Origin of the sequence: Komagataeibacter sp. SM21, assembly GCF_041402665.1 — a bacterium.
Taxonomy (GTDB): Bacteria; Pseudomonadota; Alphaproteobacteria; order Acetobacterales; family Acetobacteraceae; genus Komagataeibacter; species Komagataeibacter saccharivorans.
Map to the genome: position 1 here is coordinate 359,062 of NZ_JBGLOV010000001.1, position 21,746 is coordinate 380,807.

Sequence of the window (21,746 nt, forward strand, 5' to 3'; positions counted from 1 at the left end):
TCGTGCCGGTCTTTTTTTATGGACAACCCTACGGGAAAGGCGGGGATCAGCCTTTGTGGGGTTCGGGGGAAAGAAGGTCCTTCTTGTTGGGCTTGTCTTTCCATTCCTCGGCATCGGCCGGGGCGTCGAGCTTGCGTGTGATGTTCGGCCATACGGCTGCGTATTTGGCGTTCAGTTCCGCCCACGGGGTCGCACGGTCGTCACTATCGGGGAAGATGGCCTCAGCGGGGCATTCCGGTTCGCACACGCCGCAATCGATGCATTCGTCCGGATTGATTACGAGAAAGTTCTCGCCCGCGTAGAAGCAGTCAACCGGACAGACTTCGACACAATCTGTGAATTTGCAGCGAATGCAGTTTTCGGTGACCACATAGGTCATCGCCTATCTCCGATCATTATTTGTTCGGCCTGCGGCAATAGGCCCGGCCATTGAAAGGGATGAGGTGCCACACCGGGCCTGATCTCATCGGGAATGGCGGAAGATATGAGAGCGTTTTCCTGCCGTGGCAAGCCCAAGACAGCGGGTAATGCATAATCACGCGCAGCATTGGCGTTGCGGACACAATATTCAGATGGATTCGGGAAGAATTTCATACAGAAGTTGTGCAAGTGAGGCGCATTGTCGTCTGGCCGCGAAGCCTGTAACGCGAATGACAATCACGCTTTTCCTGTCGGGGGCGGGCAGTGTCAGGATGTCCCCTGTATGAACCTGCGCATGGGCCTTGGTTACGCGCTGCCGGTTGATGCGGACCTGACCGCCGGCCGCGATCTGGGCGCATGCGCTGCGACTGCGCCCGAAACGGGCATGCAGCAGCCACAGGTCCAGACGCTGGGCCGTGGGGGAAGTTTCGGGGGTAGCAGTCTGGTTCATGGGCGTTACGGTCGGTCAAACAGTGTGGCAAGCGCCGCGAAGGGACTGTCGGGGCGAATGGCGCGGCGACGGGGGTCTGCGGCGGCGTTACGTTTCTTCGCCCGGTCTTTCTCAGCGGACGGGGCGCGATCCCTTTTGTTTCCGGTTGTATCGGACAGGAAACGGATCATGACGGGTGCGGGCGGCCCATAATGATCGGCGGCCATGGGTCGGGGATGATACACCCGCATGTTCATTCCCTTCATGACCGCTGGCAGCATTTCGCGGCGTATGCCCAGACGCGATGCCAGCAGGGGCGGCAGTGGCACGGGCGCGCGCCGGGTCATGCGGGCCAGTTCCAGAATGATCTTTTCCGCAATGTCCAGCCTGATTCTTACTGGGCCGGTTTCCAGCCAGCCCATGCGATCCATGAACGCTGCGGGCAGGGCATCGGGTGCAAGGGAAATGCGGCTCATGGCGGGCAGGGGTGGGCAGGGCATGTTCAGGCTGATGGCGATCAGCCAGCCGCGCAGCCGCATGGGCTGCTCCTTCAGGATTGCGGGCATGAACAGACTATAATGCCCCACCTTTATGCCCAGTCGCCGTAGCCGACGGATCGTGTCCTGATCGTAGCGTTCGCCGCGATGAAGCGGGGCGATCCCGGCCCCTTCACACAGGCGATGGACAGGCCCGCGCAGGTCCGGCGTGCTGGCCACTGCGGCCTGCACGGCAAAAAGGGGCGCCAGATGTTCGCGCACCACCTGTCCCAGCCATGTCTGGAGCCGGTTGCGGATGCGTTCGCGCTGGGCATTGTCCAGTAGCGGGTTATCAAGCACCTGCGGGCGGGGCGAAAGCACGTGGGGGCCAGGTTGCAGGCGCGCGATCGGCATATCCTGCCACATGACGTGCAGTCCGTCGGGGGAAAAGGCGAACTGCGCGTCATCATCCTGCACCAGCAGGGCGACACGGCGCGGGATCTCGCTACGCACGGCGCGACGGGCCGCGCGCATCAGCAGCCGCCCGTCCTCCGCATCGTCATGTTCACCGGCGATCAGGTCCAGCCCCGCGATGCGCCCGACCTCGTGGCCTTCCACCACCACATTGCCCTGTGCCGTTACGGCGGAAAGCAGGCTGTCATGCACGCCTTCATCCAGCCGCCGGATCAGGGTTGTGGCGCGGCGATCGACGAAGCGGGCGGTCAGTTGTTCATGCAGGATGTCGGACAGGCGGTCTTCCACTTCACGGGTGCGGGCCTGCCAGTGTTCCGCATTGGCGATCCAGCCCGTGCGGGACGCGATGTAGCTGCATACGCGGATGCCCGCCAGCCGCTGCATAAGCGAATCAATGGTGCCTTCCGTCTGGAAGAAATGGGTGATCTGTCTGTCCAGCCAGTCAGCGGGAATGCGCCCGTCCTGAATGATATGGGTGAAAATACGCCCGCACAGCCGAATATGGCTGTCATCGCCCAGTTTGCGGAAATCGGGGATCTGGCAGCTTTCCCATAATAGCCGCGTTGCTGCGCGGGAGCGGACCAGTGGGCGGATTTCGGTATTGGCGCTCAGTGCCGCAAGGGCCAGCATGTCGCTGGCTTCGTGGCCCGCGACCAGTTCCCCACGGGGGGACGGGCGGTTGAGACTGGCCAGCAGGGTATCGGGGGATGAGAAATCGAGGTCGCTGTTACGCCATGACAGGCGGGTAAGCGGATCGAAACGATGCTGTTCCACCGCTTCGGCCAGTTCTTCATGCAGCGGCGGGCAGGTGCCTGTCGTGCCGAAGGTGCCATCACGAAGCCCGCGCCCGGCGCGTCCGGCCACCTGCGCGATTTCGCCTGCGGCCAGGGGGCGGATGCGCGTGCCATCGAATTTGGACAGGCTGGCAAAGGCCACATGGTTGACATCCATGTTCAGCCCCATCCCGATCGCGTCGGTCGCGACCAGATAATCCACTTCCTTTTCCTGATACAGCGCCACCTGCGCGTTACGCGTCCGGGGGGAAAGCTGGCCCATGACAATGGCGCAGCCGCCACGCCTGCGACGCAGCAGTTCGGCAATGGCGTACACCTCACCCGCGGAAAAGGCGACAATGGCCGAACGCGGCGGCAGGCGGGTCAGCTTGCACGCTCCGGCATGGGTAAGCTGTGACAGGCGGGGCCGATGTTCGATTTCTATGCCCGGCACCAGGCGGCGGATCAGGTTGCGGATGGTATCGGCGCCCAGAAACATGGTCTCCGCCGTGCCGCGTGCATGCAGCAGGCGGTCGGTAAAGATATGTCCGCGATCCGGGTCCGCGCAGAGCTGGATTTCGTCCACCGCAACGAATTCCACCCGCCGGTCCAGCGGCATGGCCTCGACCGTACACGAAAACCAGCGGGCCTTCGGGGGCACGATCTTTTCTTCGCCGGTTATCAGGGCGACGGCATGCGCGCCCTTGCGCGCGACCATACGGTCATAATTCTCCCGTGCAAGCAGGCGGAGCGGGAAGCCGATGATGCCACTGGAATGGGAAAGCAGCCGTTCTATGGCCAGATGGGTCTTTCCGGTATTGGTCGGGCCGAGCACTGCCCGGACCCGCATGTCGGAATGGGGACCGGAACCCTGTCCGGCCGCAGTGCGATAGGGGCCGCCAGGACCCGTGGGTACACCCGTCATGGGGATATGCTCCGGCCAAGTGGCGGCAAATGCAAGCAAAACCACATGCGGCTTGCGTTGCATGGTAGCCGGACGCACCCTGCCAACAGGAAAATGCGGTACGGAGGATGTGCAGTGAACGTGGTGGAAACTCAGGACTGTCTGGTCATGGCGCAGGACGTGGCCGGGCAGGATGTGGGCGTGGTGCATGCCATCCGCCCTGACGGCTGTGCGGGGCTGGCCGCGCTTGTGGGCGAAACGGCTGCCCGCTTTGCCACCCGGTCCGGCTTTGTCGCCCGTTACGGGCAGGTGCAGCTTCTGCCCGACGCCGGGGGGGGCATCACCACGGCCCTGCTTGGGCTGGGCGAGGAAGGGGAAGGGGAAGAAGCCGATCCGTTCGTCTTCGGTGCGCTGCCCGATTCGCTGCCTGCGGGGTTGTGGCGGGTCAGTACGCCTGCGGACATCGACGGGGCGGATGTTGCCCTTGGTTTCTGTCTGGGTGCGTACCGTATGCCCGGTTTCGGGCGCGATACGCCGCCCGCTCCGGCCCGGAGCCGACTGGTGGTGGACGCGACGGAACACGATGCGGCCCAGATGGCCCAGTGCGTTAACCTTGCGCGTTCTCTTATCAATACGCCGCCCAACCTCATGGGGCCTGACGATCTGGCTGCCGCCGCAACGCAGGCGCTCGAACCGCTGGGCGTGCAGGTTTCGGTCATTCGCGCAGAGTGGCTGGAACGGGATTTTCCCACGATCTTTCACGTTGGCGCGGGCTCCGACCGTGCGCCCTGCGTGGTGGAAGCCCGCTGGCAGGGCAGCACGGCGACGGAGGACGCGCCGCTGGTCTCGCTGGCGGGTAAGGGCGTGTGTTTCGATACCGGCGGGTACGACATCAAGCCCGCATCCTCCATGCTGCGTATGAAAAAGGATATGGGTGGGGCCGCCATCATGCTGGCTCTGGCCCGTCTGATCGTGTTGCGCGATCTGCCCGTGCGGCTGGAACTGCGCCTTGGCTGCGTGGAAAACAGTGTGTCGGGCCATGCGATGCGCCCGTCCGATGTGGTGCGGACCCGTGCGGGGCTGACGGTCGAAATCGGCAATACCGATGCCGAGGGGCGACTGGTGCTGTGTGACCTGCTGCATGCCGCCTGCGAACACCAGCCCGACCTGCTGGTGGATGCCGCGACCCTGACGGGGGCCGCCCGCGTGGCGCTGGGACCGGACGTGCCCGCCCTGTTCACCAATAGCGACGAAGCAGGCACCGCTTTTGTTGCGGCGGGCCATGCCTGTGGCGACCCGCTATGGCGGCTGCCGTTATGGCCGGGTTACCGCAAATGGTTGAACAGTCCGGTGGCAGACCTGAACAATATTTCATCCAAGCCTATGGCCGGAGCCATTACGGCGGCGCTTTTTCTAGAGAATTTTGTCAGCGCAGATGTGCGTTGGGTTCATATCGATACGTATGGATGGAATGATTCGTCACGACCCGGCCGCCCGGAAGGTGGGGAAAGCCTAGGGTTAAGAGCGACTTATGCCGCTATATTAACTATTTTTAATATCGAGGACAGAATGCATCGATAAAGAAACAATCCCACAAGCGAACTAAATCCCTTTGTGCGACTTATATATGCCGTAAATGCTAATTATATAGGCAGAACGATAAGACATCATTCCAGCCCCGGTCCGATTCCGCCACATGTGTGCCGATCGGCGGGGCTGATATTCGACAAAGGATTCCAATCGATGGCCAAGACATCCCAGGCTCAGACGGATCAGATGATCAACTCCCTGCGTGAAACCATTGTCGCAATGGTTCGCCGCGACGGTCCCGACCTGTCTGCCCGCCAGCTGGCCGTATTCCTGACCTGCTATCTCAGCGAAGATGCGCATACCGTGCGTGGCCTTGCAGCCGAACTGAACGTGTCCAAGCCCGCGATCACCCGCGCGCTGGACCGGCTGAAGGATCTGGACCTTGCCCGCCGCACGCCCGATCCGATGGATCGTCGTTCCGTGCTGATCAAGCGTACGCTCAAGGGCAACGCCTATCTGCGTGACCTGTGCACGATCGTGACCGAAACGACGCAGGAAAAGGCGGCAACCCCCGTCCGCAAGGCCCCCCGTGCGCGTCGCGCCGCCGAGACCCTGCGCCGCGTGGGCTAAAGGTGCAGGCCGTAGTTCTCTTCATGCATTACTGATGGACTGAAGGGGTCGATCCCATGCGTATATCACGACGTCTGGCTGTCATTGCCATAGCAATGGCGCCGTTTGCTGGCCTGTCCACCATGGCGATGGCGGCGGATTCCTCGCTTGGCACGCCGTCAGGTCAGGTCACGATGAAGTTCAAGTCACTGGATATCGGGGTGGGCCACACCTGGGGCACGGGGCGGCTGACGTATCAGCATCATACCTACCGCTTCAAGATCGAAGGCGGGTCGCTGGCGGCTGTGGGCTACTCCACGATAGAAGGTCGGGGCACGGTCTATAACCTCCACCGCCTGCAGGATTTTGAAGGCAGTTACGCCGCAGTCAATGGTGAGGTCACCGCAGGCACCGGCGTTGGCGGCATGGTACTGAACAACCCCGCGGGCGTGCGCATCCAGATCGATACCACCAGTTCCGGTGGCCGTCTGGCGGCAGCCCTTCAGGGTATGAAAATTACGCTGCATAAATAAGTCAAGGTTTCAGCCTTGATACCGTCTGACAGGGGGAATGGCCGGAAGGCTGTTCCCCCTGTTTGCGTTACCATGTCAGCCCCGGCCTGTGGCGCACCCGTCGCGTGACCGCAGCAGCCCATAGCAGTTGCGCAATGCCAGCCAGAGTGGCCCCCGCAAACGGCGTGGCTATCCCCCCGGCCACGGCACCCGCGATGATGCCCCCATACAGCGTTCCGCCCCATGCCAGCAGCGTAAGCCGGGTGGCGTTCATGCCGCTGCGATGGGCCATCTGGTAGAAATGTTCCCGGTGGGCCTGCATAAGCGGTCGTCGGCTCCATGCACGGCGCAGCAGGGTTGCGAATACATCCGCCAGCACTCCCGACACGATAAGTGGCATGAGCATTCCCGCATGGGGCAGGTGCGCGCCCCCCATGCGTAGTCCCAGCGCGCCCAGCACGAGCCCGCAGCACTGGCTGCCTACATCCCCCATGAACAGCCGCGCATGGGGGAAGTTGAAGGGCAGGAAACCGGCAATGGCAGCAGCCAGCACCAGTGCGGTGCCCCATATTTCCACCCCGGCCTGCGCCATAAGGCACAATCCCGCCGTGACAAGGCACGCCAGCAGGGTGCAGCCACTGGCCAGCCCGTTCAGCCCATCAACAAAGTTCATGGCGTTACACAGGCAGACCAGCCACAGCACCGCCACGACAAAGGGCATCCATGCAGCGGCGTTGGACGGGGAGGCGTTGCATCCCCACGCCACCAGTAAGGCGGCGGCCAGTTGCGCCAGCAGTTTCCATGCGGCGGGCATGGGATGAATGTCATCGCGCCATGAAAAAAGTCCCAGCCCCGCCGTGGCGAACAGCAGCGTCATATCCGCGCGGTCAGGCATATGGTGGAAAAGCAGCTCCGCCAGTGGCACTCCGGGCAGGAATACGGCCAGAATGGCCAGTCCGCCGCCCTTCGGCACCGGTTGGGCGTGCGCGCTGCGGCTGGTGGGACAGTCCATGACACGCAGGCTGATGACGCGGTGCGACACGATGGCCGCCAACAGGGCGCATGCTACCAGCAGAAGGCCAAAAATGGCTGCTGTGGCATAAGCGGAATGCGTAATGGTCATGAAAGCGGGGATCGGGGCATGATCTCTCCTTCTTGCCCTCCGTCCCCTCGGCTATAGGAGGGGGATAATGGTTACGCAATCCTCCAGCAATCCCGCCCTGACCGAGCGGCTGCGCATGACACGGACCATAGCGCTGAACTTTACCCTTGATATCATCATGGGGGGAGTGGCTGCGTCCATGGCGGGGGCATTGTGCGGGGGCATGTCGGGGGCACGACCGGTATGGGGGCCGGCCGTCGCCGGTATGGGGTGGATTGCCGTCGCGGGCTGGCCGTTCCGTATTTTCCAGCAGCACTGGCGTTTTGCCGGGCGATCCGACTTCTGGCGGCTTGGCTGCGCCTGCGTGCTTGCGGGCATGCTTTCCATGGGCACGCTGGCGCTGGACGGCGCGCGCGATCTGTCCTTCAGCGTGGTTTATGCCCTGACGGTTTTCGTGTTCATGGCGGGCGCGCGGGCTGGATACCAGCACTGGCGGGAGTGTCGGCGCGGTCGGGGCAGGCTGTCGGACGGGCGCATCATCCTGCTGGGGGGCGGGGAAATGGCCAGTCGCTTTCTCCGGCTCATGCCCGACAGGGGGCGTCAGGTCGTGGGCATGGTGGTGGAAGGCCCCCAACGCCGACCGGGACGACGGCTGCGTGGCGTGCCGGTGCTGGGACAGGTGGCTGATCTGGCCCGTATCCTTTCGGACATGGATGGGGGGGGCGATCTGCTGCTGGTCGTAACCGATCCCCGCTTCCGGGGGGAGCGCCTGTCCGCCGTGCTGCATGTGGCGCAGGAAACCGGCACACAGGTGCGGTGCATGCCCGACCTGTCGGGTATTGCCGGGGGGCAATCCGCGCCGCTGCACCCTGTCCGGCTGGTGGATCTGCTCAACCGTCCCCTCCTGCCGCAGGATGGGGGTGGTATTGCGGACATGTTGCGCGGCAGGCGGGTCATGATTACTGGGGCGGGGGGATCGATCGGTAGCGAACTGGCCCGGCAGATCGCCCGTCATGGCCCCGCCGAACTGGTTTTGCTGGATATCGGGGAATATCCGTTATGGCAGGTGGATGTCGACCTGACGGAAAAGGCGGCGGAAGTTCCCCGGCATCTCGTGCTGGCGGACATACGTGACGCTGCGCGCATGGATGCGGTCTTTGCCCGCTTCCGTCCCGAACTGGTCTTTCATGCAGCCGCGCTGAAGCATGTGCCCATGGTGGAGGAAAACCCGTGCGAGGGACTGCTGACCAACGTCACCGGTACCCGCATCGTGGCGGATACCGCGCGCCACCATGGCGTAAAGGCGATGGTGCTGGTCTCGACCGACAAGGCGGTCAATCCCGCCAGTGTCATGGGGGCGTCCAAGCGGGTGGCGGAAATGTACTGTCAGGCTCTGGACGCGCAGGCCCGCAGGGGTGGGGAAGACCGGGCCATGCGCTGCGTAACCGTAAGGTTTGGCAATGTCATGGGATCGACCGGATCGGTCATTCCGCTGTTCCAGCGCCAGCTTGAGCGTGGGGGACCGCTGACCGTGACCGATTCGCGCATGCAACGCTATTTCATGACCGTATCCGAAGCGGTGGGGCTGGTATTGCAGGCCAGCGCCTGTGGCACGGGCGCGCAGGCGGGACGGCTTGCGCCGCTATTATGCCGGGGCGGCGTATTCGTGCTGGATATGGGGACACCGGTGCGCATTGTCGATCTGGCGCGGCAGATGATCGTGCTGGCGGGCCTGCGGCCCGACCGAGACGTGCAGATCCGCTTTACCGGACTGAGACCGGGGGAAAAGCTGGCGGAAGACCTGTTTTACCAGCAGGAAACCCTGCAGCCCACCGGCTGTCCCGGCCTGCGGATGGCAATACCGCGTACGGTGGACCTTGCGCAGGCTGCCAATATCATGGATGCACTTACTGCGGCATGCCGGAATGGTGATAGCGTGCAGGCGCTCGATCTGGTCCGCAGGCTGGTACCCGAGTTCGTACATAACCCGCATGGCGTGGTCGCGCCGGTCCCGGCGGGGCGGGTTGATGTGGAAAGGAATGCATCATGAATGCTCCGGTGGAAACGCCCATAGGTTTCCTGAACCTGCCCAAGCAGCAGAGCCTGATCGCCGAAGAGATCAAGCAGCGCGTGGACGCGGTCATGCGGCACTGCCGCTTCGTCATGGGGCCGGAGGTGATGGAACTCGAATCCCGTCTGGCCAGCTATGCGGGTGCGGCGGAATGCGTGGGCGTCTCCTCGGGGACGGACGCGATCCAGATCGTGCTGATGGCCGAAGGGATCGGCGTGGGCGATGCGGTATTCCTGCCCGCCTTCACCTATACCGCCACGGCGGAGGTGCCGCTGGTGCTGGGGGCGACGCCGGTTTTTGTCGATGTGGACCCCGCAACCTTCCAGATCGATCCCGCCAGCCTGCGCCGCCGCATTGCGGATGTGCGCAAGGCAGGCCGCCTGCGCCCGCGTGCGGTGATCGGGGTCGATCTGTTCGGCCAGCCCGCGCCATGGCCCGAACTGCGTGCCATCGCGGACGAAGAAGACCTGTTCCTCATGGCTGACTGCGCGCAGGCTTTCGGGGCAACGCTGTCCGGGCGCAGGCTGGGGCGCGAAGCCGTGGCCACCACGCTGTCCTTCTTCCCGTCCAAGCCGCTGGGGGCCTACGGCGATGCGGGCGGTATCCTGACCGATGATCCGGCGCGCGCCGAACTCTACCGTTCGCTGCGCACGCATGGGGAAGGCAAGACCCGTTACGAGGTGCTGCGTACCGGCATGAATGCCCGGCTGGACACGATTCAGGCGGCGATCCTGCTGGCCAAGCTGGACGTATTCGACATGGAACTGGGCCGCAGGCGCGTAATCGCTGACTGTTATGACGCGGGCCTGGCCGGGTGTGTCATTCCGCCCGCCCGCGTGGCCGACAGTGAATCGTCATGGGCGATCTATTCGGTCCTGACCGGTGGGGCGGAAGACCGCGCCACCATCCAGGACAGGCTGAAGGCGCGCGGAATCGCATCGGCCATCTATTATCCCCGCCCGCTGCACCTGCAGCCAGCCTACAGGGCCAGCCATGATGGCAGCCCCCTGCCGGTGGCGGAAGATCTGTCACAGCGCATCCTTGCATTGCCGATGCACCCCGAACTGACGGATCATGACGTGGGCCGGGTTGTCGCGGCCGTGTGCGCTTAAGGAGAACATACGCAAATGAAACGCGAGACAGTCCTGCTGATCGGGTTCCTGTTTATCACGATCGGTACGTCAGCAGGGTTGTGGTACATGGCCATGCCCAATTTCCGGCCACTGAGCTTCCCCACCATGGAATCGGGCACCATTGCCGTCGGTCCCATGCGCGCGGAACGCACGCTGACGGCAGCCCAGGTCCACACGTTCAATGACTGGTTGCAGGGTCATACCGCAGGCTGGGGGCCGCTGGGCCAGACCCCGCCTTCGACGGGGGACGCCGTGCTGATGATGCAGGTGGCGCCCGACGCGCACGACCAGCAGGCCGGGGCAGGCGCCCACCAGCCAGCGGAGCCATACCGTATCACGCTGTGGACCGGTATCAGCGCGGCTGACTGGAACAACACCGTATTCGTGGAGTCACGGCCCGGTGCGGTCATCCGTGTCCATCATTTCAGTGACAGGGATTTCGGGGTGCTGCGTGACCTTGTGAACCAGTACGACTATCCCCGGTCCGCTTTTCCATGAGACTGGTGCGCGAGGGTACGGCGGGGCTGATCTTCGACTGTGACGGTACCCTCGTCGACAGCCTGCCCCTGTATCGTGAAGGGTGGATTGCGGCGCTGGAGGACGAAATCCGCCAGAGCGTGCCCTTGGAATGGTTTCACGGCCATGGCGGCATATCGGAACAGATGGTGCTCGATATTGTCGAACATCGCCTGGGCCGCAGCGTGAACCGTGACACCATCATCACCCGCGCGCGGGAAGGCATGCTGAAAAAGCTGCATGTATTACGTGAAATCACGGTCGTGACGGATATTGCACGGCAGTATCATGGCCGCCTGCCCATGGCGGTGGCGTCGAACGGGTCACGGCAGATGGTGTCGGCCTGCCTGCGCCATCTGGGGCTTGAGCGACTGTTTGACGTCATCGTCACCATTGACGATGTGGCGAACCCCAAGCCCGCACCGGACATGTTCCTTCTGGCCGCGGGCAGGCTGGAAGTTGATCCCGCAGCCTGCCTTGTATTCGAGGACAGCCGCGAAGGCATGCAGGCGGCAGGCCGGGCCGGCATGCCCCATGTCGATGTAAATACGCTCCTGCCCTGAGCAGGGGATGATCCATTCAGGCCGGACGGGGGCGGGAGGATATTCTCCCGCCCCTTTTGCGTTCAGACGCGTTCGTCATCTTCAAGCTTGGGCGTGGCGCGGTCCGCCGTGGCCAGAAGGGCGGCAGTCAGCGGAGAGGCCAGGATAAGGCCCGGCACGCCCAGAATGGTGCCGAAGATCGTCTGGGACAGGATGGTCAGCCCCGGCGGCATCTGCACCGCGTGGCGCTGGATCAGGGGGGCCATCACATTGCCTTCGAAAAACTGGATCGCGGCATACAGGCCCATGACCATGAACCCTTCGCGTGTGCCCTGCGACAGGGCGATCAGCACGGCAGGCACGGCGCCTACGAACGCGCCGATATAGGGGATGAAGTTGGCCAGTCCCGCCACCACCCCCAGCGCAAGGGCCAGTGGCACGCCGATGCACCACAGCCCGATAAAGGACAGCAGCCCCACCACCGTCATGTCCAGCGCCTGTCCCGCCGTCCATGCCCACAGGGTGCGCCCCGCCGTCAGCAGCAGGTCGCGTGATGTCTTGCGGTATTCATGCGGGACCAGCCGCAGCATGCCGTTGACATAGAGTTCGGGCGAGATGGCGAAATACAGCCCCGCGATCAGGATGACCGCCAGCGTGCCCGCCGCACCGAAGGCGGAGGACACGAATCCCGTCATGGACCCCGCCAGCGAACCGAAGCCGCTGCCGCCCGAGGACGGCTCGTTCCCGCCAAGGGAGGAGGGCAGGTTATCAAGGATCATCCGCCCGATGGAGGAATTGCCCATCCGGTCGCGCAGGCTGTGGGCCTGTTCACTCAGGGCGGTGCGCAGCTTGACCGCCTGTTCCGATATTTCGGGGCCACTGCTCCATATCAGTGCGGTCAGGGCAGCGATCAGCACGACCACCACCGCTGTCAGCGCCAGCCAGTAGGGCAGGCGCGTATGCCGTTCCACGATACCGGCAAGGTTATGCAGGATGACGGCCACCAGCGTGGCGGCGAAGATGACCATCAGCACGTCGCCCACCAGCCAGATCAGCACGACCACGACGGTAACGACGATGGCCAGGCGTAGCAGGCTGAAAATGCGGGCAAGCTGGACGGCGCGGGGATCGGTCACGCTGTCTTTCGCCTGTTCGTGTTCATGATGTGTGGTGTGCTGGGAAGAAGCCGGTGGGGGAGAGGCTGTCATCAATATGTCCGTAGGGTGGGCGGCACAGGTCCCGCAGGATGTAAAACCCGGCGGGGTCTGACCGGCATAACGTATTGGAAGGCAGGAAGGTCGAACCGGATTTCCATAAGGTGATGCCGGATTTGCGGCATTGTGTGTACAGGACCGCTGCGGCACTGATACGCTAAGCCGTAAGCCATTCCATCCCGCCGGGAAAGGGTCGAGATGTGCGTAGCCTGAACATTCTTCCCTCCCTCCCGGCCGGTCGCGGGCGCGTGGGGGCGGCCGAACTTGCGCTGGCGGTGGCGACGTTCACCATCGGCACGGGGGAATTCGCGCTTATGGCCGTCCTGCCCGGCGTTGCGCGTTCGCTTGGCGTATCGGTGCCGGTGGCCGGGCACGTCATCAGCGCCTATGCGCTGGGCGTCGTGGTGGGGGCGCCCCTTATCACCATTATCGGCGCGGGCCTGTCGCGGCGCAGGCTGCTGCTGGTGCTGCAGGCCCTGTTCGTGGTGGGCAATGCCGCGTCGGTCCTGTCGCCGGGATACCGGTCGCTGTTCTATGCGCGGTTCCTGACGGGCCTGCCGCACGGGGCCTTCTATGGTGTGGCCGCACTGGTCATGGCCGCCATGGTGGAACCGGGCCGCCGCGGGCGGGCGGTGGCGGGCGTGTTTGTCGGCCTGACCGTGGCGCATGTCGTGGGCGTACCGCTGACCACATGGGGCGGGCAGTTGCTGGGCTGGCGCATGATGTACGGGGTCATCACGATTATGAGTGTGCTGGCCCTTGGCCTGATCGCGCGCAATGTGCCCGAAGTGGCGGCGGAACCGTCCAGCGCGCCCCTGCGGGAACTGGGCGCACTGGGGCGTCCGCAGGTGTGGTTTACGCTGGCGACCGGCGCGATCGGTTTCGGGGGAATGTTCTGCGTAGGCACCTACATGTCCGAAGTGCTGCTGACGGTCACGCACGCCCCTGTCTGGGTCGTGCCGCTGGCGCAGTCGCTATGGGGCGTGGGCATGGTGGCGGGCAACATGGCGGGCGCGCGGCTGGTGGATGTCAGTCCCGCGCGCGCGGTGGTCGTGACGCTGGCGGGCAGCACGCTCATGTCGTGCCTGTTTCCCATCTGCGCGGGCAATCCTGGGCTGATCCTGCTGGTCATCAGCCTCATGGGAGGCATCATCGCGCTGCTGCCCGCGCTTCAGACGCGCCTTATGGATGTGACGGGCAATGCGCAGGTTCTGGCCGCGGCCCTTAACCATTCCGCGGTCAATATCGCCAATGCGTTTGGCGCGTGGCTGGGCGGGGCGGTGATCGCCGCCGGTTACGGCGCGCAGTCGGTGGGCTGGGCCGGGGCGTGTCTTTCGGCAGCCGGGCTGGCCGTCTTTATGCTGGCGCTGGTGGCGCAGCGGCTGGAACGCCGCCACATGCCCGCCTGACGCCCGCGTTCAGTCAGCGCTTGCGGCTTCTTCCATCTCGGTTTCGGCTTCCAGCCAGTCTTCTTCCGCCTTGTCGTGTTCGCGTGCGATGGCGGCAAGGCGGGTGTTCAGGGCCGTGACCTCATCGGCCTTGCCGCCTTCATACAGGGCCGGGTCCGCCAGACGGGTTTCCAGCTTGGTACGCTCGGCCACCAGTCGGGCCATAAGCTGTTCCGCATCGCGGATTCGCTTGCGTAGCGGGGCCAGCGCCTTGCGGGCTTCGGCACGCTCACGGCGGTCATCGCGTTTGGGGGCCGCCGCCGGGCGTGACGGATCGCTCTGGGAGGCGGCGCGCGCGCGTTCCGTAAGCCATGTGCGGTATTCCGCCATGTCGCCATCAAACGGGCGCACCGTGCCATCTCCCACCAGCCACAGCCGGTCGGCCACCAGTTCCACCAGATGCGGATCATGGCTGATCAGCAGGACGGCGCCTTCGAATTCCGCCAGCGCGCGGATCAGCGCATCGCGTGCGTCAAGGTCCAGATGGTTGGTCGGTTCATCCAGTATGAGCAGATGCGGCGCGTCGCGTGTCGCCAGCGCCAGCAGCAGGCGCGCCTTTTCGCCGCCCGACAGGTCGCGCGTTACGGTATCGGCCCGTTCCGCATCCAGCCCGAAGCGGGCAAGCTGCGCACGCACGGCGGAAGGGGCGGCGCCGGGCAGGGCGCGGGCCATGTGGTCCACCGGGGTTTCGTCGGGGCGCAGTTCCTCGGCCTGGTGCTGGGCGAAATAGCCGACTTTCAGCTTCGGGCTGTGCTGGATCGTGCCCGATTGCGGCTCCAGCCGCCCCGCCACCAGCTTGGCGAAGGTGGATTTGCCGTTGCCGTTCGCGCCCAGCAGGGCGATCCGGTCTTCCATGTCGATGCGCAGGGACAGGTGCGACAGGATGGTATGGTCCCCATACCCGGCGGAAACCCGGTCCATGGTCAGCATGGGCGGCGGCAGGGCGGAGGGTTCGGGAAAGGAAAACTGGCTGGGCGCGTCCTCGATCACGCTGTCGATCTGCGGCAGCTTCTGCAACGCCTTCAGCCGTGCCTGTGCCTGACGGGCCTTGGTGGCCTTGGCGCGGAAACGGTCTACAAAGGACTGCATATGCGCCCGTTTTGCATTGATGCGTTCAGCCATGCGGGCCTGCTGCAGGGCCTGTTCGGTGCGGATGCGCACGAATTCCTCGTAACCGCCGGGTGTCAGCGTCAGCTTGCCGTGATCCAGATGGGCGATGGCGTCCACCGCGCGGTCCAGCAGCCCCCGGTCATGACTGACAATCAGCGCTGCCCCCGAAAACCGCGCCAGCCAGTTTTCCAGCCAGATCGTGGCTTCAAGGTCGAGGTGGTTGGTCGGCTCATCCAGCAGAAGCAGGTCGGGATTGAGGAACAGCGCGGTTGCCAGCGCCACGCGCATGCGCCACCCGCCCGAAAAATCCGATACGGGCCGCGCCTGTGCCGCCGCGTCAAATCCCAGACCCGACAGGATGGCCGCCGCCCGTGCGGGTGCGCTGTGCGCGTCGATCGCCAGCAGGCGTTCATGAATATCGGCCACGCGGGCAGGATCGGCGCAGGTTTCGGATTCGGCCAGCAGTTCCGTGCGTTCGGTATCGCCCGCCAGCACGGTTTCCAGCAGGGAGCCGTAGCCCGTGGGCGCTTCTTGCCGGATGCGCGCCATGCGTGCGCGCGCCGACATGTGGATGCTGCCCCCATCGGGCGCAATGTCGCCCGCGATCGCGGCCAGCAATGTCGATTTGCCCGCCCCGTTACGGCCCACAAGGCCGATCTTGCGCCCCGGATCGATGCTCAGGCTTGCGCCATCAAGCAGGGTGCGCCCTGCAATGCGCAGGGTCAGGTCGGATATGACGAGCAGGCTCACGGGCGGAAAACTCCGGCAATATGGGGGACATGGCTGGTTTCGTGCGGGTTGTACCTACCAGTCCGCGGCGATATGCTCTAGATGGCGCTTGTAAGGCGATGGCGGTTTATGACCGATGCCGTCTCGTTATATTCCATCACCTGTTTGAAAGGAGCTGTCCCATGGCAGTTGAACGTACCCTCTCCATCATCAAGCCCGATGCAACCCGTCGCAACCTGACCGGCAAGATCAATGCCGTGTTTGAAGACAACGGCCTGCGCATCGTCGCCCAGAAGCGCATCCAGCTCACGCCCGCAACCGCTGGCGCGTTCTATGAAGTGCACAAGGAACGCCCGTTCTACAACGACCTGGTGTCCTTCATGGTATCCGGCCCGGTCGTGGTGCAGGTTCTCGAAGGTGAGAACGCTGTCCTGAAGAACCGCGAAGTGATGGGTGCGACCGACCCCAAGAAGGCCGAAGCCAACACCATCCGCGCGCAGTTCGCCGAAAGCATCGAAGCGAACTCCGTCCATGGTTCGGACAGCCTTGAAAACGCGAAGAACGAAATCGCGTTCTTCTTCGCCGGCACCGAAATCCTGCCCTGATCCTTACGGACCGGAAGGATGCGGGGTTCTGCCCTGCCCATGTAAAAGCCGGCCTGTGGGCCGGCTTTTTTCATGCCCGGATGGTTCCGGCCTTATACGGACAGCAGGCTGGCCGTGGCATCCGGCACGGGCGCGCCCGTGGGGTCCAGCACGCGCAGCAGGGCGGCCGGGTACAGCCTGTGTTCCTGCCGTAATACGCGCGCGGCCAGCGTGTCGGGCGTGTCGTCGTCCAGAACGGGCACGGCTGCCTGCCCGATGACGGGGCCTTCATCCATGCCCTGCGTTACCCAGTGGACCGTGCAGCCATGAATGCGCGTGCCGTTTTCCAGCGCGCGTTCATGCGTATGCAGGCCGGGGAAGGCTGGCAGCAGGCTGGGATGGATGTTGAGCATCCGGTCCGCCCATGCACTGGTCAGGAACGGGGTAAGCAGCCGCATGTAGCCCGCAAGGCAGATATATTCCACGCCTGCCGCGCGCAGCGCCGCGTCCAGCGCGCGCTCATGCGCCTCCCGGTCCCGGCCATAGGGGCGGTGGTCGATGGCGTGGGCTGCAAGTCCGGCTTCGCGCGCCACGTCCAGTCCCGGCGCGTCGGGATTGTTGGACAGGACAAGGGCGATCCGGGCGGGATAGTCCGGTTGTGCGCACGATTCGATCAGCGCGCGCATATTGCTGCCGCGTCCGCTGATCAGGATCGCGATCGGTTTCTTGTGCGTCACCACGGGTTCAGTCACGCAGTCCGGGCAGGCTGTCGAAGGCCAGCGTGGCCGGGGCGTCCGGGGTTTCGCCCTGCGCGATGGACCCGATGACGAAGGCCTGCTGTCCGCGTTCGGCCAGACGGGCAAGGGCTGCCGCGCTGTCGCGCACGACCAGCACCATGCCGATGCCGCAGTTGAATACGCGCAGCATTTCCTCGGTCGTGACATTGCCGGTGCTGGCCAGCCACTTGAACACGGGCGGGATCGGCCATGCGGACCCATCAATGACGGCGCGCGTGCCCTTGGGCAGCACGCGGGGCAGGTTGCCCGGCAGACCACCGCCGGTGATGTGCGCCGCCCCCACCAGCAGTCCGGCATGGTGCAGGTCCAGAACCTGATGCACATACAGGGTCGTGGGCGTCATCAGGGCCTCGCCCAGTGTCTGGCCATCCGCGAAGGGGCAGGGCGCATCCCATGCCAGCCCACTGCGGGTGACAATGTTGCGCACCAGCGAGAAGCCGTTGGAATGCACGCCAGCCGAGGGCAGGCCGATCAGCGTGTCACCGGGCTGGATGCTGCCCGGCAGCAGCGCCGTGCGCTCCGCCGCGCCAACTGAAAAACCGGCCAGGTCATAGTGGCCGGGGGCGTACATGCCCGGCATTTCCGCCGTTTCGCCACCAACCAGCGCGCAGCCGGAATCGGCGCAGCCCTTTGCGATGCCACGCACCACCTTCGCCGCATCGTCAATCGACAGCCTGCCCGTTGCGAAATAGTCCAGAAAGAACAGGGGGGTCGCGCCCTGCACCACCAGATCGTTCACGCACATGGCGACCAGATCGATGCCCACCGTTTCATGCAGTCCGCTTTCGATGGCGATCATGAGCTTGGTGCCCACGCCATCGGTGCATGACACAAGGATGGGATCGGAAAAACCGGCGGCCTTCAGGTCAAACAGCGCGCCGAACCCGCCAAGGCCACCCATCGTGCCGGGGCGGTCCGTCGCGCGGGCGGCAGGCTTGATGACTTCGACAAGCGCGTCACCCGCGGCAATGTCCACACCGGCATCGCGGTAGGTGGCGCCGGGTGCTGTATCGGCGGGGGAGGCAGGCGGGCGGGGGGCGGACGTCATGCGGCGGGCCTTTTTTCGTAATCAAACTATCACTTCCCCGGACTCCCGCAGGCAGGCTATGGAAACCGCAGCACGGAACCGGGGATCGAACGGACTTCCGGCTTTCTTTACGTCAAGGCGGGGCAACGCACAAAGCGGTGGTTGAGCGCACGAAGCTGAAAACGGATGAAAACGCGCTTGGCGGCGCGATCGGGCAACTGGTGTTGCCGTTTGCCCACACGCCCCGATTCGCTGCGGATGATTTCGTCTTTTCTGCCTCCAACGCCGCTGCGCGAAGCTGGCTGCTTGGTCCCACCCCGTGGCCGGACCGCAGGCTGGCCCTGTGGGGGGCGGCAGGCACGGGCAAGACCCACATGCTGGAAATATGGGCGCAGATGCACGATGCGCTGCTGTTGCAGGGGCCCAGCCTGTCGCACGGGCATGTCGCCGCGCTGTTTGGCGCGGGTGGCCACGCGCCGGTTATGGCCATCGTGCTGGACGGGGCCGACTGCTGCACGGATGAACGGGCGCTGCTGCACCTGCTCAATACCGCCCGTGAACACGGTATCGCCCTGTTGATGGGCGGGCGTGAACCGCCTGCGCGCTGGCCGGTCGTGCTGCCGGATCTTGCCAGCCGCCTGCGCGCGACCATGGCCGTGGCCATACGCCAGCCCGGTGACGGGCTGCTGCGGGTGCTGCTGCTGCGGCTGCTGGCGGAACGCCAGATTGTCGTATCGCAGCCGGTGGTCGAGTGGCTTCTGCGCCGCCTGCCGCGTACCGCCCTTGCCATGCAGGAAGCCGTGCGCAGGCTGGATCATGCCGCCCTTGCCGATGGGGGGCGGGTCACGCGCGCCCTTGCCACCCGTGCGCTGGCGGACATGCTGGTGGGGACAATGATGGCGGAGGGGAAGGAATCCGAACCCGAAGCCTGAATGGTCCCTGATCCAGACGGCCTGCCGCACTGGCTCTGGTCAAGGCGTGTGCTGCTGGCCTAGAGTCGGACATAATCATAAGAGTGCCACCCAAGCGGGAGAGCGAGACAATTGGCCAGATCGCCACGTAACCCTTCCACCCCCGCAGCAAAGGCGCCGCGTGTCCGGCGGCGTGTCGCAACAGGGCGACAGGTCGCGTTGCGCGAACCGGCGGAACCCCTGCCGGACGCCACGTCGCCCGCGCGGTTCATAAACCGCGAACTGTCCTGGCTGGATTTCAACCAGCGCGTGGTGGACGAGGCCGACAACCCCCGCAACCCGCTGCTGGAACGGGTGCGCTTCCTGTCGATCAGCGCCAGCAATCTGGATGAATTCTATTCCGTGCGTGTGGCCGGTCTGGTGGGACAGGTGCGCGAAGGGCTGCTCAAGACCTCGCCCGACGGGATGACGCCCCAGCAGCAGCTTTCCGCCGTGCGGGAGCGCACCGGGCGGCTGTTGCAGGAACAGCAGCGTATCTGGCGCGACCTCCAGCGTGAACTGGAAGCGGCGGGTATTGTCCTGTGTGATGAGGTCTCGTTCACGGCGGAAGAACAGGCGTGGCTGGAAAACTGCTTCATGGAGCGTGTTTTCCCCGTCATCACGCCCCTTGCGATAGATCCCGCCCATCCGCTGCCCTTCCTGCCGAATATGGGCATCGCGCAGGCCCTGCGGCTCATGAACGCCGAGACCGGCCAGTTCGTGATGGAGGCGCTGATCCTGCTGCCCGCGCGGATCGAGCGTTTCATCCGCCTGCCCGCAGGCCTGTCCCCGCCGGGCAAGACGCGCTTCATCCTGCTTGAACGCCTGATCGTCATGTGCATCGGCCATCTGTTCCCCGGTCTTGTGGCGGGGGAATGGGGTGTGATGCGCGTGGTGCGCGATACGGATGTCGAGTTCGAGGACGAGGCCGAGGATCTTGTGCGCTCCTACGAATCCGCCCTCAAGCGGCGCAGGCGTGGCGTGGTGATCCATCTCGACATCGAATCCCGCATGCCCGAGGATCTTGCCCGCTCCATGGCCGAGGGGCTTGGCCCGCCGCCGGATGAGGTGTTCGTCCAGTCAGGGCTGATCGGGGTGGTGGACCTCAAGCAGCTTATTGTCGATGACCGGCCCGACCTGCTGTTCCCGCCCTATACCCCGCGTTTTCCCGAACGGATCGTCGATTGCGGGGGCGACTGCTTTGCCGCCATCCGTGCGCGGGACATGATCGTTCACCATCCATTCGAAAGCTTCGATGTGGTGGTGCAGTTCCTGCGGCAGGCAGCGCTTGACCCCGCCGTGGTGGCGATCAAGCAGACGCTGTACCGCACGTCGCGCGACAGTCCCATCGTGAAGGCGCTGATCGAGGCGGCGGAAGCGGGCAAGGCCGTGACCGCCATGGTCGAACTGCGCGCCCGGTTTGATGAGGAAGCCAATATCCGCCTTGCCCGCGCGCTGGAAGCCGCGGGAGTGCAGGTCGTGTTCGGCTTCTCCGACCTCAAGACCCATGCCAAGCTCAGCCTTGTGGTGCGGCGTGAAGGGGCGGCGCTGCGGTCGTACGCCCATTTCGGCACGGGCAATTATCACCCGATCACCGCGCGTATCTATACCGACCTGTCGTTCTTCACGTGCAACCCGGAACTGGCGCGCGATTCGGCGCGGCTGTTCAACTATATGACCGGCTACGCCATGCCCGCGAAGATGGAGGCGATCGCGTTTTCGCCCGTAACCATCCGCCGCACGCTGGAAGACCTGATCGCGGGCGAGATCGCCCATGTGCAGGCGGGCAGGCCGGGCCAGATCTGGCTCAAGATGAATTCGCTGGTTGATCCCGACCTGATCGACCGGCTCTATGCCGCGTCATGCGCGGGGGTGCGGATTACGGCGGTGGTGCGCGGCATCTGCTGCCTGCGGCCTGGCGTTCCGGGGCTGTCGGAAAATATCAAGGTCAAGTCGATCGTGGGGCGTTTTCTGGAACATGCCCGCATCTATGCCTTTGGCGACGGCCATCGGCTTCCGTCCAAACATGCGAAGCTGTACATATCCTCGGCGGACTGGATGCAGCGCAACATGGACTGGCGGGTTGAAAGCATGGTGCCCATGCTTGACCCGCAGATTCATGCCCGCGTGCTTGACCAGATCATGATGATCGACCTTAAGGACAACCTTCAGTCATGGATACTGCAGCGCAACGGGGTGTGGCGTCGGCTGGAGCCGGGACGCAGGCCGTTTTCATCGCATGAGTATTTCATGGAGCACCCGTCCTATCCGGGGCGCGGCAAGGCAGGGGGCGAGGCCCCGATCCGGGTCAGTGCCTCCCAGCCCTGGCATGCGGAACAGACTATTGAGGACTGAGGATTACGGTATGGGCGCGGTCATGGCGGCACGGGCGGGC

General features: G+C 64.5%; 19 protein-coding genes. 11 read left to right on the plus strand and 8 right to left on the minus strand.

The window, feature by feature from the left end; genetic code table 11:
- Positions 1–46 precede the first annotated feature (46 nt).
- The 3 genes from fdxA to ACBR42_RS01575 all read right to left on the minus strand — a co-directional run bounded on the left by fdxA (position 47) and on the right by ACBR42_RS01575 (position 3,498).
- The gene (fdxA, locus tag ACBR42_RS01565; protein WP_102324515.1) at positions 47–379 is read right to left on the minus strand and encodes a ferredoxin FdxA; all 333 of its coding nucleotides are present in this window, start codon (positions 377–379) and stop codon (positions 47–49) included.
- A gap of 189 nt (positions 380–568) precedes the next feature.
- Positions 569–871 carry an RNA-binding S4 domain-containing protein gene (locus tag ACBR42_RS01570; protein WP_118962405.1) on the minus strand — a complete coding sequence of 101 codons (303 nt, stop codon included), beginning with the start codon at positions 869–871 and terminating at the stop codon, positions 569–571.
- 5 nt (positions 872–876) lie between these two features.
- Positions 877–3,498 (minus strand): helicase-related protein, encoded by a 2,622-nt coding sequence (locus tag ACBR42_RS01575; RefSeq protein WP_371207115.1) that lies wholly within the window; start codon positions 3,496–3,498, stop codon positions 877–879.
- 114 nt (positions 3,499–3,612) lie between these two features.
- Here ACBR42_RS01575 and ACBR42_RS01580 point away from each other — a divergent pair, with 114 nt between their 5' ends.
- The 3 genes from ACBR42_RS01580 (at position 3,613) to ACBR42_RS01590 (ending at position 6,149) form a co-directional block, all read left to right on the plus strand.
- The gene (locus tag ACBR42_RS01580) at positions 3,613–5,058 is read left to right on the plus strand and encodes a M17 family metallopeptidase (RefSeq protein WP_371207116.1); all 1,446 of its coding nucleotides are present in this window, start codon (positions 3,613–3,615) and stop codon (positions 5,056–5,058) included.
- A 162-nt stretch (positions 5,059–5,220) separates the two neighbouring features.
- Positions 5,221–5,637 (plus strand): MarR family transcriptional regulator, encoded by a 417-nt coding sequence (locus tag ACBR42_RS01585; protein ID WP_110547100.1) that lies wholly within the window; start codon positions 5,221–5,223, stop codon positions 5,635–5,637.
- A 56-nt stretch (positions 5,638–5,693) separates the two neighbouring features.
- Positions 5,694–6,149 (plus strand): hypothetical protein, encoded by a 456-nt coding sequence (locus ACBR42_RS01590; RefSeq protein ID WP_102324510.1) that lies wholly within the window; start codon positions 5,694–5,696, stop codon positions 6,147–6,149.
- A 67-nt stretch (positions 6,150–6,216) separates the two neighbouring features.
- On the opposite strand, the gene ACBR42_RS01595 is transcribed toward ACBR42_RS01590, so the two are convergent.
- A complete protein-coding gene (locus ACBR42_RS01595; protein WP_371207118.1) occupies positions 6,217–7,251 on the minus strand; it encodes a glycosyltransferase family 4 protein in 1,035 nt (344 codons plus the stop codon).
- A 67-nt stretch (positions 7,252–7,318) separates the two neighbouring features.
- Here ACBR42_RS01595 and ACBR42_RS01600 point away from each other — a divergent pair, with 67 nt between their 5' ends.
- The 4 genes from ACBR42_RS01600 to ACBR42_RS01615 are packed head-to-tail and all read left to right on the plus strand — an operon-like array spanning position 7,319 to position 11,513.
- On the plus strand, positions 7,319–9,280 hold the full coding sequence (locus ACBR42_RS01600) for a polysaccharide biosynthesis protein (RefSeq protein WP_371207119.1): 1,962 nt from the start codon (positions 7,319–7,321) through the stop codon (positions 9,278–9,280).
- A complete protein-coding gene (locus ACBR42_RS01605; RefSeq protein WP_371207120.1) occupies positions 9,277–10,413 on the plus strand; it encodes a DegT/DnrJ/EryC1/StrS family aminotransferase in 1,137 nt (378 codons plus the stop codon). Before ACBR42_RS01600 ends, ACBR42_RS01605 begins: the two co-directional genes overlap by 4 nt.
- A 15-nt stretch (positions 10,414–10,428) precedes the next feature.
- Positions 10,429–10,932, plus strand: coding sequence for a hypothetical protein (locus ACBR42_RS01610; protein ID WP_102324507.1), 504 nt, complete (start codon positions 10,429–10,431; stop codon positions 10,930–10,932).
- Positions 10,929–11,513: an HAD family phosphatase gene (locus ACBR42_RS01615; protein ID WP_102324506.1), complete on the plus strand. Its 585-nt coding sequence runs from the start codon at positions 10,929–10,931 to the stop codon at positions 11,511–11,513. Before ACBR42_RS01610 ends, ACBR42_RS01615 begins: the two co-directional genes overlap by 4 nt.
- 62 nt (positions 11,514–11,575) lie before the next feature.
- Here the strand turns inward: ACBR42_RS01615 and ACBR42_RS01620 are convergent, their stop codons facing one another.
- Positions 11,576–12,700: an AI-2E family transporter gene (locus ACBR42_RS01620; RefSeq protein ID WP_102324505.1), complete on the minus strand. Its 1,125-nt coding sequence runs from the start codon at positions 12,698–12,700 to the stop codon at positions 11,576–11,578.
- A 215-nt stretch (positions 12,701–12,915) separates the two neighbouring features.
- On the opposite strand from ACBR42_RS01620, the gene ACBR42_RS01625 reads away from it, so the two are divergent.
- Positions 12,916–14,115 carry an MFS transporter gene (locus tag ACBR42_RS01625; RefSeq protein WP_371207162.1) on the plus strand — a complete coding sequence of 400 codons (1,200 nt, stop codon included), beginning with the start codon at positions 12,916–12,918 and terminating at the stop codon, positions 14,113–14,115.
- A gap of 9 nt (positions 14,116–14,124) precedes the next feature.
- Here ACBR42_RS01625 and ACBR42_RS01630 read toward each other — a convergent pair whose 3' ends face one another.
- Positions 14,125–16,014, minus strand: a complete 1,890-nt coding sequence (locus tag ACBR42_RS01630) for an ABC-F family ATP-binding cassette domain-containing protein (protein ID WP_102324504.1) — start codon at positions 16,012–16,014, stop codon at positions 14,125–14,127.
- 161 nt (positions 16,015–16,175) lie between these two features.
- On the opposite strand from ACBR42_RS01630, the gene ndk reads away from it, so the two are divergent.
- Entirely contained in the window at positions 16,176–16,598 is a 423-nt protein-coding gene (gene ndk / locus ACBR42_RS01635) for a nucleoside-diphosphate kinase (RefSeq protein ID WP_102324503.1), read from the plus strand.
- A gap of 92 nt (positions 16,599–16,690) precedes the next feature.
- Here ndk and purN read toward each other — a convergent pair whose 3' ends face one another.
- Complete coding sequence (gene purN / locus ACBR42_RS01640) at positions 16,691–17,314, minus strand: phosphoribosylglycinamide formyltransferase (protein WP_371207163.1); 624 nt, start codon at positions 17,312–17,314, stop codon at positions 16,691–16,693.
- 7 nt (positions 17,315–17,321) lie between these two features.
- On the minus strand, positions 17,322–18,422 hold the full coding sequence (gene purM, locus ACBR42_RS01645; RefSeq protein WP_371207122.1) for a phosphoribosylformylglycinamidine cyclo-ligase: 1,101 nt from the start codon (positions 18,420–18,422) through the stop codon (positions 17,322–17,324).
- A 137-nt stretch (positions 18,423–18,559) separates the two neighbouring features.
- Here purM and ACBR42_RS01650 point away from each other — a divergent pair, with 137 nt between their 5' ends.
- A complete protein-coding gene (locus ACBR42_RS01650; protein WP_102324501.1) occupies positions 18,560–19,333 on the plus strand; it encodes a chromosomal replication initiator DnaA in 774 nt (257 codons plus the stop codon).
- A gap of 111 nt (positions 19,334–19,444) precedes the next feature.
- Positions 19,445–21,706 carry an RNA degradosome polyphosphate kinase gene (locus ACBR42_RS01655; RefSeq protein WP_110547094.1) on the plus strand — a complete coding sequence of 754 codons (2,262 nt, stop codon included), beginning with the start codon at positions 19,445–19,447 and terminating at the stop codon, positions 21,704–21,706.
- Positions 21,707–21,746: the final 40 nt, after the last annotated feature.